We start from the raw sequence: 15,007 nt of genomic DNA, 5'->3' as shown, positions 1-15,007 counted from the left end.
TATAATAAATTAATCATAAATTTGATTAATTACATATTAATTAAATTATTCGTACTAATAAAATTATATGGCATATTTATCCATTAATCAACTATATTTTTTAAAACACCTATCCCTTCGACTTTACATTTAACTACATCACCATGTTTTAGATATACTTGAGGATTCATTCCCATAGCTACACCAGCTGGAGTCCCAGTTGAAATTATATCTCCTGGTTTTAAAGTCATACCTCTTGATAAGTCACTTATTACAGTAGGTATATCAAATATAAAGTATTCTGTATTAGAATTTTGTCTTACTTCTCCATTTACTACACTGCTTATATCCAATTTTAAAGGATGTTCAAATTCTTCTTTATGTACTATGCAAGGTCCCATAGATGTATGTGTATCTAAACTTTTACCTCTAAACCATTGAACATGTTTATCTTGAAGTGCTCTTTCACTTATATCATTCACTATTGTATATCCAAATATATATTCATAGGCATCTTCTTTTGATATGTTTATACCCTCTTTGCCTATAATTACTGCAAGTTCTGATTCATAATCCAACTTTTCAACCAAATCTCCATGTAAGCTTATCTTATCATCCACTCCAATTATTTTATCTGCTCTCTTAGAAAAATAAATTGGATAATCTGGCATAACTACATTTTTTATAACTCCATCTGGGATTTCATTGACATGGTCTCTATAGTTAAGACCTAAACATATTATATCTTTTTTAGGGCTTACAATTGGAGAACATAATTTCACTTCTTCTAATTTATAACACTTAACATTTTCAAATGAATTCTTCTTTATTGTTTCTAACTCTTCTGTAGATACATTTTCAATAAAATCATTCATATCCATATAGATTCTACTTAACCCTAAACTATTTATTTCATATATACTATTTGTTTCTGAATTAAATACACCTATTTTTTCTTCATTACTACTACAAAAAGTCACAAATTTCATTTTTATTCCTCCATTCAATAAGTTGATTAATATTATTTAATTTTTATCAGTTTATATAAATTGTAATAGATAATATTTATATGTCAATATATATTTATGTATTTTAAAAATATTCAAATAATTTCATGAGATTTATTAAATATTTTTACACAATTTCTCTATAAAAGATAAATAAAATAAGGTTGATTTAAAATTAATTTTAAATCAACCTTATAAAACATCCACTCTATTTAATTAAATTATCTGTCTAATAAATATAGCAAATAGACTTCTCAATAGTACACAAAGACCTACATCTTTGAATCTTGATTTAACAATCCCAAGTATAATACCAAAAACGGTACCTATCATAATTTTTGAGATAATTACTTCAAATGTATAACTAGAATTATTATACAAAATTATATAATTTCTTATAACATCCATATATCCTATATTATAAATCCCTGACAATATAGATGTTATACATATAATTTTACTCTTTGACTTTATAAAATTACTTAGATAATTCCACAGATACTCTCTAAAAAACAACTCTTCAAATACAGGAACTATCAATACAGACAAAATCATCATAGTTATGTTAAAGAATAAATAGCCTTCTCTACAATAGGTTGATACTATTGCCAAAGACAAAACTACTATAAAAAATATTAGCTTAAATTTTTTAATAAGTAGATTATTTTTATTTTCTTTAAAAGCTTCTGTGATTTTTCTATTTCTTATTTTGTTATACAAAGAATTATCATTTAAAAATAGAATTAATGATAAACCAACTAATGTAAAAGAAATTAAGTTTATAATATTAAAATTTTCAAGGGTAAATTCAAATTGACTTAGAAGTACATAATTCAAAATCATCCTCAATATTTGAACTATAAACATCAATAAAATAGAATCTATTATACATTTTTTATAACTATACTTCATCCCAATTTAAATCACCCCATGTATATGCTAATCGTAAAGTCCATTTAATACTCTACTTACAGTTGCTTTACTCCAACTTGTTTCATTTGAAATTTCTTTATAACTTAAGCCATCTCTTCTTAAATTCTTTATATTGTTTATATCATCATCAGTAATTTGCTTTTCTTTTGGCTTAAGACTATTTTTGTAACTTCTTAGTCTATCCAATTCGGATTTTAAACTTTCTACCTCAAACTGTTTTTTTTGAAGTTTACTCTCATAAGAATCTCTCATTTCATTAAATTCTTTAATGTAGTTTACTTTCCAGTCCTCATCAATTTTTGTTTTAAATATACCCATATTTTAACCTCCTTAGATTTTGTTACTCAAGTTATGTATCGATTATAAACATTAATTTCTATATTTATCTCTAAAATCCTTGTACATAACCACTAGATAAGTTAGTAAAATTCAGATATATTTTTACAATTTTAAGTATATATTAACAATATCAAAAAATATAATGTCTTAATACAACACATTATACACTAAAACTTATTAAAATGAACCTTTTCATACTCCAAATCAGAGTCACTATATGCTTTCTTTTCTTCATCAGGGTATCCTATAGAAATTATACATTCTACACTGTACTTATCAGGTACTTTAAGTTCTTCTCTAATATACTTATCAGCTTCTATATCATCATCATGCATCCTGTTTCTAACTTGTACCCAACAAGAACCTAATCCTAATTCATGAGCTTGAAGTTGTATATATGATGCAGCAATGCTTGCATCCTCTATCCAAACATCATTTTTTTCTTTATCTCCAATAATTGCAATAGCTAGAGGTGCATTTTTTAAGAAAAATCCACCACCTTTAGTTCTGCATTGAGATAAGTTAATTAACTTCTCTTTATCATTTACCACTATAAATTCCCACGTTCTAAGACCTTTTGATGATGGCGATAAAAGAGCAGCTTTTAATATTTTATCTAGTTTTTCTTTTTCTACTTCAATATTTTTATACTTTCTGATACTTCTTCTTCTCTTTAGAAGTTCTATCATCTAAACCATCCCTTTCATAATATCATACACTAAATCTATCTAACATGCCCATTAGCATTGAAAATATATCATCTATTCCTTATATGATAAATACTTTTATAATATTTTATCATAACAATAGAAAGATTTCTCCTTTCCTAAGAAACTCATTTCCCCAATTTTAATAAAGCCACACTTTGTAAGAAATGCATTCATTTTTGAATTTATTGAATATGTATCGCTTTTTAAATATGATACACTATTTTCCTCAGCTAATTTTTCTGCAAAGTCAACTAATTTAGATGCTATTCCTTTCTTTCTAAAACTTGGATTTACGGCCATTCTATGTATTACCATAGCTTTTTTATTAGAAGACCAATTTAAATCTACATATTCCTCTGGCTCCTCATAGTTAAGACATATAAATCCAGCTACATCTCCATCTATTTCATCTACATATAAATCTTGTTTCTTAATATCTGAAACAAAGTCTTTATCTGATGGATAATTTTCATCCCATTGTGTATTATTATAATCTTTCATTTCTTCTACTGTTGCTTTTATAATTTTCATAATTTTTTCTAAATCATTCATATTAGCTTTTCTAATCATAAAAATATCTCCTTATATTAATTTGCTATCTCTTTACTTTAAACCATTCTTTTTCCACATTCTTGCTCATTTTTTCTAATACTTTAGTTGCCATTTGTTTTTCTTCTTCTGTAAAATTTTCAAAACACATCTCTATACTTCTATTTTCTTCTTCAATTATCAGCTCATAAACTTCTAAAGATTTATCAGTAGGAGTTAAATTATACCCTCTTTTGTCAAACTCATCCTGCTTTTTATCTACATATCCTGCTTTTATTAGTTTTTGTATTGCTTTGGTTGTTGTAGCCTTATCTACCTTCAACATATTCGATAATTCAACAAGGTTCATACCAGGATTTTCACAGATTCGTGTCAAAAATGTAAATTGTCCTTTTTGCAACTTTAATTCCTTGTACTTTATATCATTTATAGAATTTACAGCTCTAGATAAAGCCCCTACTTCTCTTAATATATTACTTTCTAAATGTTTAATCAAACACACCTCCAATAAATGTATTTATTTTTAGTTGAAAGTTCAACTTTATTTAAATATTACCATATATTGGTTGAAAGTTCAATTAAAAAAATAGATTTTTTAATATTATTATTTCTATTTATTAAATAATGACAAACTTAAAAGCTGTTAATCGTCTCTAAAACAATTAACAGCTCTCTTTTAATATACATTATATTTTTATTATAAACATCATCTATCCAATGTATTTACACACTTCATCTGCAAACTCTGTAGTTGAGGCTGAACCACCTAAATCCACAGTTAATTTACTTCCATCAAGAAATACCTTTTCTAAAGCTGTTTCTATCTTTTGTGCAATTTCATACTCACCTAAGTATCTAAGCATCATTACTGATGATTGAATAAGCGCTGTTGGGTTAGCTTTATTTTGACCAGCTATTTGTGGAGCACTTCCATGAACAGCTTCAAATATAGCACAATCTTTACCAATATTTGCACTTGGAATTATACCTAGACCTCCAACAAGCCCAGCACCTAAATCAGATAGTATATCTCCATAAAGATTCGGCATTACCATTACATCATAATTTTCTGGATTCAAAACTAAGTTCATAGCTGCTGCATCTACAATCAAATCATCATACTCTACATCATGTTTTGATGCTACTTCTCTAAATACATCTAAGAACAATCCATCAGACATTTTCATTATATTTGCCTTATGTATAGCTGTAACTTTTTTTCTTTTATTATCTTTAACATAGTTACATGCGAAATCAACTATTCTTTCACTTGCACCTCTTGTTATTATCTTTATACTTTCAGCTGCGTAATCACCTATTTTATGCTCTATTCCAGCATACAAGTCTTCTGTATTTTCTCTTACAACTACTAAATCAACATCTTCATATCTTGATTTGATGCCTTTAAAACTTTTAATTGGTCTTAAATTAACATATAAATCTAATGCCTGTCTTAGAGTCACATTTACACTTCTAAATCCTTTCCCTACAGGAGTAGTGATTGGACCCTTTATAGCTATTTTGTTCTTTTTTATACTATCTATAATATATTCAGGAAGTGGAGTACCATATTCTTCAATAACTGCCTCTCCTGCATTAACTTCTTCCCATTCTATTTCTACCCCAGTAGCTTCTACTACCTTTTTCATAGCTTTCGCAACTTCTGGTCCTATTCCATCTCCTGGTATAAGTGTCACTTTATACATTAAATATTCCCTCTTTTCATACTAATTAGATTGATTTTTAGTGTAATTTAATTTTCCACCAGCTTTTAATACATCAACTTCTTTTGCTGATAATTCTGCCTTAACTTTAAAAGAAGTTCCTTTAGTTGTGTTTTTAACTTCCAAAATTCCACTATCTAAATTATCCAAAATATTTGGTATTTCAAGATTATCTAAAAGAGATAAGTTTTCATAATCTTTCTCATCACAGAACTCCATTGGAATTATACCACTATTTATTAAATTAGCTTTATGGATTCTTGCAAAGCTCTTTACTATTACCCCTTTTACACCCAAATATAATGGTGCTAAAGCTGCATGCTCTCTACTTGAACCTTGCCCATAATTATCTCCACCAACTATAAATCCACCATTATTATCTTTTGCTCTTTGAGGAAATTCTGTATCTACAGTATTAAAACAATAGTTTGCAAGATATGGTATATTACTTCTGAAAGGAAGTAATTTAGCATTTGATGGCATTATATGGTCAGTAGTTATATTATCTTCTGTCTTTAGTATAATTTTTCCATCTATAGACTGACTTAACTCTGTATTAAGAGGGAAAGGTTTTATATTAGGACCTCTAACTACTTCTACATCGCTTCCTACATCAGCAGGTTTTATTATCATGCTATCATCTATTAAAAACTCATTTACATCTAAGTCTGTAAATTTAATATCAAATTCTCTTGGGTCTGTAAGTTCTCCTTTTATTGCACTTACTGCTGCCACTTCTGGGCTCACTAAGTATACTTGTGCTGATAAAGTTCCACTTCTTCCATAGAAGTTTCTATTGAAAGTTCTTAAAGACACAGAATCAGTACCTGGAGATTGCCCCATTCCTATACATGGACCACAAGAATTTTCTAATATTCTAGCTCCGGAACTTATTATATCTGCCAAAGCTCCATTTCTAGCAATCATCTCCATAACTTGTCTTGAACCTGGTGCTATTACCAAACTCACATTCTTATGTACCTTATTTCCTTTTAAGATTTGAGCTACTTTCATTAAGTCTTCATAAGAAGAATTTGTACAACTTCCTATTGCAACTTGGTCTATTTTAATTTTTCCTATGTTTTCAACTTCATCTACATTATCTGGGCTATGAGGTTTTGCAGCTAATGGTTTTAATTCATCCAAGTTTATAGTAATCTCTTCATCATAAACTGCATCTGCATCTGGTTTTAGCTCTATCCATGCATCTCCTCTTCCTTGACTTTTGAAGAATTCTAGCGTTTTTTCATCGCTTGGGAAGATTGAAGTAGTTGCTCCAAGTTCAGCTCCCATATTTGTTATTGTAGCTCTTTGTGGAACAGATAAACTTTTTACACCTTCTCCACCATACTCATAAACTTTACCTACTCCACCTTTTACAGTTTGTTTTCTCAATACCTCTAATATTATATCTTTTGAAGATACCATATTGTTTAATTTTCCAACTAGATTCACTTTACAGACTTTTGGTGCCTTTATATAGTATGCTCCTCCTGCCATGGCAAGAGCAACATCTAACCCACCAGCTCCAATTGACATCATGCCCACACCTCCAGCAGTAGGTGTGTGGCTATCAGAACCTAAAAGTGTATCTCCTGGTGTTGAAAATCTTTCTAAAAATACTTGATGGCAAATACCATTTCCTGGTTTAGAGAAATAAACTCCATATCTATCTGCCACTGTTTGTATATATTTATGGTCATCTGCATTTTCAAATCCTTGTTGTAACATATTATGGTCTACAAATGCTACACTTCTTTTAGTTTTTACTTTATCTATCCCCATAGCTTCTAATTGAAGATATGTCATTGTTCCAGTAGAATCTTGTGTCAAAGTTTGGTCTATCTTTATACCAATTGAGTTACCAGCAACAGCTTCTCCATCTACTATATGTTTTTTAATTATTTTATAAACTATATTATCTCCCATATTTTCCTCCTAAACAATTATATCTTAAATGTATGAACCTCTAACTGCTTCTTCTTCTGTTGTTTCCTTCTCATGTGCTAGTATATCACAATATAATTGAAGAATTTCTTTGTCCATTAAACTTCTTTTTAATCTTATTGATGTAGCTCTTATAGCATTTAATAGTTTGGTAGCGTTTTCTGGAGAAATATACATTTCGTATTCACTCAACTTATTTACAACTGCAGCTCTTCCTGAATGTTTACCTATTACTATTTTTCTTTCAAGATTTACTTCACTTGGGTCAAATGGCTCATAGTTATGTGGGTCTTTTAATGCTCCATCTGCATGTATACCAGATTCATGTATAAACATGTTATCTCCAACTACTGGTTTCCATGTAGGAAGAATTCTTCCTGATGCCTGTGACACATACTCACATATTCCTCTAAATTTTCTAGTATCTATGTTATTTAAATCACATTTATAAATACACTTAAGTGCCATTAAAACTTCTTCTAATGCTGCATTTCCTGCTCTTTCACCTAAGCCATTTACTGTAACTCCAACATAATTTGCTCCTGCTGCTATTCCTGCAAGTGCATTTGCAGTTGCCATTCCAAAGTCATTATGTGTATGCATTTCTATGTCAAAATTAGTTCTTTCATAAAGAGTTTCTATTGTATTCTTTATAGAAAAAGGATTCATAACTCCTACTGTATCACAGTATCTAAATCTATCTGCTCCTGCTTGTTTTCCAACTTTTATAAATTCAGTTAAGAAGTCTATATCTGCTCTTGAAGCATCTTCTCCATTTACTGAAACATATAATCCATTTTGCTTTGCAAATTCAACTGTTTTAGCCATATTTTCTAAAACCCAACCTCTAGAAGTTCTCAATTTATTTTCTATATGAATGTCAGATACTGATATTGATATAGCTACTGCATCAACGCCACAAGAAATAGATTCTTCAACATCTTTTATTACTGCTCTATTCCAAGCCATTATATCTGATTTTAAGTTTCTACTACATATGTGCTTTATTACATTTTTTTCATCTCCACCCATAGTAGGTATACCAACTTCGATTTGGTCAACACCTAGGTCACTTAACATTTCAGCAATCATTATTTTTTCTCTATTTGCAAAAACAACCCCAGCTGTTTGCTCTCCGTCTCTTAAAGTAGTATCTACTATTTTTATTTCCTTTGCTCTATCTTTTGATATAATGCACATATTAATGCCCCCCTTAGTATACTTTTAATTTTAAAAACATTCACTTTTATTTTTCATTGATACCTCTAACTTATGATTATTTTTTTATTTTTTATTCATTTTAATTTCATTTGCAATTTATTTTTTTGCCTTTTCATATCTTGTAATCTATTATATTACTTTATATCATTTATTGCACTATATTTTTTCTTTTTTGTGAAAACTTCTTAAAAATGAAAGTTATTATGTTTTTCTTGCATTTTAATTTAATTTTTAAATAGGTTTATTTTCAAAAAACCTTTAAAAATAAACCTATAAAATTCCTACTAAAATTTAATTTAAGATACATTCCATTTTAAAGTATCTTCATGTATTTCTAAACTATATAAATAATAATCAAAAAAATTACTAAAAATACTTACAAATATGATATTATTAATTGATTAATAAAAAAGAAAATTTTTCATGAAAGGTAAGATAATAATGGATTTCAAAAGCTTAGGGATTAGTGAAAATACAATAAATATTCTAGGAAAATCAGGAATAACAGCACCTACACCTATACAAAAAGAAAGTATTCAATTGATAAAAGAAGGAAAAGATGTTATAGCAGAGGCTCAAACTGGTACAGGAAAAACACTTGCTTTTTTGCTTCCAATATTTGAAAATATATCATTAGATATAGATGATATACAAGTACTTATACTCTCTCCAACAAGAGAACTAGCTATTCAAATAACAGAAGAAGCTATAAAACTTAAAGAATCTAAAGACGTAAATATTCTAGCAGCTTACGGAGGAAAGGATATTGGTTCTCAAATAAAGAAACTAAAAGGAAATATCCATATGATTATAGCTACACCAGGTAGACTTTTAGACCATCTAAATAGAAAAACGATTGACCTTAGTAAGTTAAAAACTTTTGTTTTAGATGAAGCAGACCAAATGTTGCTTATGGGATTTAAAAATGAAGTTGAAGCTATTTTAAAAGAAACTTCAAACAAAAAGCAAACATTATGCTTTTCTGCAACTATGAATTCTCAAGTAAAAAAATTAGCTTATAGATATACGAAAAACCCAGTTATAGTTTCTATTCAAAAAGAAGAAATTACTCTTAATAATATAAAACAAGAAGTAGTAGAAACTACAGATAGAAAAAAACTGGATGCTTTATGTAAAGTTTTAGATGAAGATAATCCTTTTATGGCAATAATATTTTGTAGAACTAAAAGAAGAGTTGACAATCTTGAAGAAGCACTTGCTATAAGAGGATACAATTGTCAAAAACTGCACAGTGATATTGCTCAATCAAAACGTGAAAGAATAATGAAATCATTTAGAAATTTAGATATACAATACTTAATAGCTACAGATGTTGCCTCTCGTGGTCTTGATATATCTGGAGTTAGTCATATATATAATTACGATTTGCCAGAAACATCAGAGGACTATATCCATCGTATTGGTAGAACTGGTAGAGCTGGCGAAGAAGGCTATACATGTGCTTTTATTGACCCTAAAAATGAACGAATGCTAAGTGAAATAGAAACAGCTATAGAATCTAAAATTAGTAGAAGAATTATAGAATTGTAATATATAGACTACTTAAAATGCCAATAGTATATAAACACTATAATATACAGAAAGTAGGTATCAACTTTTTCTTTATTATAATACTATTTTATATTGTATAAAAAAGCTGTAACCTTTATGATTACAGCTTTTTCTATCTATTATTAATTTTATATTACCTGTTTCCAAGTTGTTTAATATTAAATTTTACAAATAATCTCAATAAATATACTCAACTATTATTTATAATATTCTTTTTAAGAATACTTTTGATATTTCATCTACCTCTGCTTCACATTCCCATTTAGTTGGATTTTCAGCGATTCTCTTAACAAGTGGAATTATAGGTTCAAGATTTTTATCTACAAACAGTGGCAAAAGACATGAAATTATCCAATATTTCCAGTCATCATCGTCTTCTGAAAGAACATCCATTATTAATGGAGTAATTAACTCTTGATGTAGAGCCAAAACAGGTAAAATTTCTTTTGCAACAGGCCAGTTATAATCTTGCATCCATTCCAATAATCTATAACAAATCGGCCTTATGTCTTCATCAGATAATAATTTTAATTTTTCGATATTACTATTATCAGATTTATCTTTAGGGAGCAATTCTTCAATATTTTCCATAACTTAATTCTCCTAATAAATATATTATGTTCTTATATTTTCCAAATTTTAATTTATCAATTTATTTTTCAACCCTATTTTATCATATTTAAATAGTAATATACTCTATTTTTTTGACTATATTTTCGACTTATTAATTAAACTATCTCTTTTATTTAAAGTACTACTCACCTTATAAATTTTCAATATTTTCGTTTAATTCGGCTGGCCATTTAGCTTCTGGATGTTCCTTTGCAAATTTCTTATTCTTATAATGACCTAATGTAAGGAAAGGAATTACTATAGTGAATAGACCCAAATAACCACAATATCCATATCCGTACTTAACTATATTACTTAATCCTGTAAGAGATATAAGCATTGACACTATCATTATTGCACAGGCTGTAAATACCCTTCTTTTCATTTTTGAAGAAAGGAAAGAAAGTGCTTTATGGTCTTCAAATCTATTTACAAGACCAAATATGGTAGTTACTCCTGTAGACATTAAGCAAAGGAATAATGCAACATTATAAATTATATATATAGTATTATTTCCAGATTGACTTGCAACATAAAGAGTAGGAAGTGTTGTTTGACCAGCAGCAGTAAATTCTTTATACCATCCCATTAACATAGTTACAGCAAGCCCTAACGCAACTGCATTCATAATAAATGAAACTACCATTGCTTTAGTCGCTTCTTTTGAGTTTTTAAGAAGTGGTCTTGAACATCCTGCAAGTGTAGGTATAACAACTGACTGAAAACCTGCATAAATAAAGGTATTGAGTATTGGCTTGATATATCCTGGTGTGAAACTAGTTCTATTTGATAATATTCCTGTTATTTCTGGTACCTTAGCTTTTATTCCTACAATAAAAATAGTAAGTGTACATATTAGTATAGCTATTGTCATTGCTGTAGCTGCTTTAGATACAAGCATAGCTCCAAATATAGTAAAGGCAAGAAGTACGATTCCTATAATAAATACAGATACAAAATAATTCATACCTATACTTTGGAATACTGCTGCTGCACCTGCTATTACAGCACTTACGGCTATTAAAACCATTAGATAGTAATATATTTCCCATATTATTTCAAGTTTTGGATATGGACTCCAAAGTTCACAAAATAAATCCTTATAATTCCTACAATTATTATTATTATACATTATAATAACTTCTCTCATAGTAGCAGTAAGTATAATCATTGCTAAAACTGCCATGAGTGGTGCTGTCCATCCATACTGCACATAATACTGAGTTTCTTGATTCCCTGTAGCAAATCCTCCTCCAGCATGAGAGCTAAAAAGAACACTTGCAACTCCAAAAATAGCTAAAATAGAGCCTGTTGCTTTTGCTTTTTTTACATTTTTTTGCATGAAACCATCCTCCCCTAAAAATTATAACGAAAGTTTATTTTTTAACACTTTCTTGATAAAACAATAACATTTTTGTTTCTTAAATTCAACCTGATTTTTCCAATAAATTAGCATTTATAGTTTATCTTTCACCTTATATTAAATATTTTTGATATATTTATTTTGTTTTTTAACTTATATTTAAATCTTTTTGTTTTTTATTCTTATGAAATGTCTTTTTTGATGTTAAATTTTATACAAATCATTTTTTATTATTACATAATTATTATTTAATAATAATATAATAATTATTATATTATATTAAGTTTGATATAGTATCATCTTTATTGAAACTATTGGATTCAATAAGAATAATCAATATAATTTCTAAAATAATTCATAGATGTAAATAAATTCACTTTATTTACTACTTATTTTCTCATTATTAATACATGATAAAATTGTTTATTAATGAAAATATAATCTCATTAAAAATAATTTTTTTACAATATTTCATATAATACTATATTAATTTTTTTAAAAATAAATATAATAAAAGGAGCTATCTTAAAAATGATTTTTTCTAATCAAATTTTAAGTTCAACTCCTTTTAAATAGCAACTTAAATTTTATATGTTTAAAGTCAACCCTACTCCCACTTCATTCACACTTAAAGTTTCATTCATCTTAGCTTTTACTTTAAAAGAAACACAATGACAAGGGTACAACATTTTTATTCCTTCTTTCTCTAAATATTGAATTGTACTATCTAACCTATCATCCAATTCAAAAAGATGAAAACCTCCTAATATACCAATGATTCTGTCATCTCTGCATACCTTTTTAGCATACTCTACTATATTACAAATTCCACTATGAGAACATCCTGTAATAATAAAAAGACCTTTATCAGTTTTACAGACTATAGCAGAATCATCTAAAACACAATCATCTTCCCACAAATCTCCTACTTTATATTTGCCCATTTTAGCTCTTTTTTCAAAATTATGTACAGTAGGTATTTCACCTAAAAATATGCAATCCTCACTTATATTAAAAGGTTTTTCTTGAGGATTATATATAAAAATTTGTTTAATTTCATCAACAGAAAATGGAGCACCTATATTCTCATTGCCTTCTTTTTTAGGTATAAAACAATTGGGATGTGCGACAAGCTCAACTTTAGATAAGTCATACTTATCTTTCAGAAACTTAATGCCTCTTGTATGGTCATTATGCCCATGAGAAAAAACAACATGAGTTAAGTCGCCTAAATCTATATCTAGCTTTTCAGCATTTGATATAAATACATCTGAATATCCTGAATCAAATAAAACTTTATTACCATCAATTTCAATATAATAGCTTACTGCTGGTTCTCCAACAAAATATCTATCAATGTATGTATTATTATCAACAAGAACTTGTATCTTTAACCTTTCCATGATAATCACTCCTTAAAATATTATTTAGTTTAATAGTACGATATCACAGAATATTTTACAATTTAATATTTTTAATTTTCACAATAATAAAGAGAACTTTACAAAGTAAAATTCTCCTTACATAAACTATATTCACTCTTATTTTTATAAATATATATATCTATTAATAGTTCTAAACTTAAAACCTATACATGTTGTATATTTGTATAATTTGATATTTCAGAGTTAACTGTATACAAATCATCAACACTTAAATCATGTATATCCTTATGCCCAGAAACCCTAGCAAAAGTCTTAAGTTCTTCTAAACTTACATTTAAGAAGTTTGCCACTCTATTAGCACTATTTTCTATATGTAATCTTTTTCTTAATTCTTCATCTTGAGTAGCTACTCCTACAGGACACTTACCAGAACCACATATACGATACTGTTGACATGCAGCTGCCATAAGAGCAGAACTTGCAATAGCAATTGCATCAGCACCCATAGCTAATGCCTTAACAAAATCAGTAGATACACGAAGTCCACCTGTTATAACTAAATCTATATCTAATTCATGTGTATCTATATATTTTCTAGCACGATGAAGAGCAAATATTGTTGGAATTGAAGTTGCATCTTTAAGCAATTTTGGACTTGCGCCAGTAGCTCCACCACGACCATCAATAGTTACAAAGTCAGGTTTCGCATAAGCTATAAATTCCATGTCCTTTTCAATATGTCCTGCTGAAATTTTAACACCAATTGGACGCCCTTCTGAAACTTCTCTAAGCTCATCTACAAGTTTCTTTAAGTCTTCTTTAGACTGTATTTCCTCAAAACAAGATGGACTTATTACATCTTGACCTACAGGCTTATTTCTCACCTTTGCTATTTCTTCAGTAACCTTTTCGCCAGGAAGATGACCTCCCATACCAGGTTTTGTTCCTTGACCAATTTTTATCTCTATAGCATCAGAATTTTTAAGATTTTCTTCAGTGACACTGTACTTATTTGGTACATATTCAAAGATATACTTGTATGAAGCTTCTTTTTCTTCTGGCAATATACCACCTTCTCCACTACACATAGCTGTCTTACTTTTAGCTGCTCCCTTTGCTAAAGCTATTTTTAGTTCTTTAGACAAAGCTCCAAATGACATATGGGAAATATAAACTGGATTTTCTATAATCATAGGTTTTTTTGCTTTTTTTCCTATTATTGTTGTTGTATTTACTTCATCATGCTCATTTAAAGGTAATGGATTTAATTGAGCACCCATAATTAAAATATCATCCCAAGAAATTACTGGTAGTTTAGTTCTCATAGGTTCTATTATAGACTTCCCTGTAACAGCCATTTCATGGATTATGTCCATATGTTTCTCAACTTCATCATCTCTTCTTAAATATGTATTTATGTAGTTTAAATCACCTGTTTTTTCACTAGTTACCTCAGTCTCATTTTCAGCAATATCTTCTGCTCCCTTTTCATCTTCTTCATAGTAAACAGTACTTATCTTACCAAAATAACTACGACCTTTTGTACATACAGGGCATTCCCAGTCTTCACTCAATTCATCCCAAGTTTTATCATTCTTAGATTCATCATAAATATATCCACAAACACTACATTTATAAATTGACATATTATTTTCTCCTTATGTTA

The 15,007-nt window shown here is 28.5% G+C and carries 14 protein-coding genes; 1 reads left to right on the top strand and 13 read right to left on the bottom strand.

Annotated features, from left to right (window positions below):
* Positions 1-83: 83 nt before the first annotated feature.
* The 9 genes from KGF38_RS13100 to nifV form a co-directional block, all read right to left on the bottom strand.
* Positions 84-968 (bottom strand): fumarylacetoacetate hydrolase family protein, encoded by an 885-nt coding sequence (locus KGF38_RS13100; RefSeq protein ID WP_074179213.1) that lies wholly within the window; start codon positions 966-968, stop codon positions 84-86.
* A 234-nt stretch (positions 969-1,202) separates the two neighbouring features.
* Positions 1,203-1,898 carry a CPBP family intramembrane glutamic endopeptidase gene (locus KGF38_RS13095; protein ID WP_054269459.1) on the bottom strand — a complete coding sequence of 232 codons (696 nt, stop codon included), beginning with the start codon at positions 1,896-1,898 and terminating at the stop codon, positions 1,203-1,205.
* Between the two features lie 27 nt (positions 1,899-1,925).
* A complete protein-coding gene (locus tag KGF38_RS13090) occupies positions 1,926-2,237 on the bottom strand; it encodes a helix-turn-helix domain-containing protein (protein ID WP_054269458.1) in 312 nt (103 codons plus the stop codon).
* Positions 2,238-2,425: 188 nt separating this feature from the next.
* Complete coding sequence (locus tag KGF38_RS13085; RefSeq protein WP_054269457.1) at positions 2,426-2,947, bottom strand: nitroreductase family protein; 522 nt, start codon at positions 2,945-2,947, stop codon at positions 2,426-2,428.
* A gap of 96 nt (positions 2,948-3,043) precedes the next feature.
* Entirely contained in the window at positions 3,044-3,538 is a 495-nt protein-coding gene (locus tag KGF38_RS13080) for a GNAT family N-acetyltransferase (protein ID WP_054269456.1), read from the bottom strand.
* A gap of 25 nt (positions 3,539-3,563) precedes the next feature.
* Positions 3,564-4,013: a MarR family winged helix-turn-helix transcriptional regulator gene (locus KGF38_RS13075; protein WP_074179212.1), complete on the bottom strand. Its 450-nt coding sequence runs from the start codon at positions 4,011-4,013 to the stop codon at positions 3,564-3,566.
* A gap of 214 nt (positions 4,014-4,227) precedes the next feature.
* Positions 4,228-5,223, bottom strand: a complete 996-nt coding sequence (locus KGF38_RS13070; protein WP_074179211.1) for an isocitrate/isopropylmalate dehydrogenase family protein — start codon at positions 5,221-5,223, stop codon at positions 4,228-4,230.
* Between the two features lie 21 nt (positions 5,224-5,244).
* Complete coding sequence (locus tag KGF38_RS13065) at positions 5,245-7,170, bottom strand: aconitate hydratase (RefSeq protein ID WP_074179210.1); 1,926 nt, start codon at positions 7,168-7,170, stop codon at positions 5,245-5,247.
* 24 nt (positions 7,171-7,194) lie between these two features.
* Positions 7,195-8,388, bottom strand: a complete 1,194-nt coding sequence (gene nifV / locus KGF38_RS13060) for a homocitrate synthase (protein WP_054269452.1) — start codon at positions 8,386-8,388, stop codon at positions 7,195-7,197.
* Positions 8,389-8,832: 444 nt separating this feature from the next.
* On the opposite strand from nifV, the gene KGF38_RS13055 reads away from it, so the two are divergent.
* A complete protein-coding gene (locus tag KGF38_RS13055) occupies positions 8,833-9,960 on the top strand; it encodes a DEAD/DEAH box helicase (RefSeq protein WP_227832446.1) in 1,128 nt (375 codons plus the stop codon).
* A gap of 222 nt (positions 9,961-10,182) precedes the next feature.
* Here the strand turns inward: KGF38_RS13055 and KGF38_RS13050 are convergent, their stop codons facing one another.
* From KGF38_RS13050 to KGF38_RS13035, 4 genes are all read right to left on the bottom strand, one after another.
* The gene (locus KGF38_RS13050; RefSeq protein ID WP_074179209.1) at positions 10,183-10,572 is read right to left on the bottom strand and encodes a DUF5071 domain-containing protein; all 390 of its coding nucleotides are present in this window, start codon (positions 10,570-10,572) and stop codon (positions 10,183-10,185) included.
* Positions 10,573-10,744: 172 nt separating this feature from the next.
* Complete coding sequence (locus tag KGF38_RS13045) at positions 10,745-11,935, bottom strand: hypothetical protein (protein WP_054269450.1); 1,191 nt, start codon at positions 11,933-11,935, stop codon at positions 10,745-10,747.
* 608 nt (positions 11,936-12,543) lie between these two features.
* Positions 12,544-13,359 (bottom strand): MBL fold metallo-hydrolase, encoded by an 816-nt coding sequence (locus KGF38_RS13040; RefSeq protein ID WP_074179208.1) that lies wholly within the window; start codon positions 13,357-13,359, stop codon positions 12,544-12,546.
* A gap of 185 nt (positions 13,360-13,544) precedes the next feature.
* Positions 13,545-14,987: a glutamate synthase-related protein gene (locus KGF38_RS13035; RefSeq protein ID WP_054269448.1), complete on the bottom strand. Its 1,443-nt coding sequence runs from the start codon at positions 14,985-14,987 to the stop codon at positions 13,545-13,547.
* Positions 14,988-15,007 lie beyond the last annotated feature (20 nt).

Source organism: Clostridioides sp. ZZV14-6387 (assembly GCF_020657835.1).
Taxonomy (GTDB): domain Bacteria; phylum Bacillota; class Clostridia; order Peptostreptococcales; family Peptostreptococcaceae; genus Clostridioides; species Clostridioides difficile_A.
Note: the sequence above shows the minus strand (reverse complement) of the source record. Positions and strands in the feature narration are given on the sequence as shown.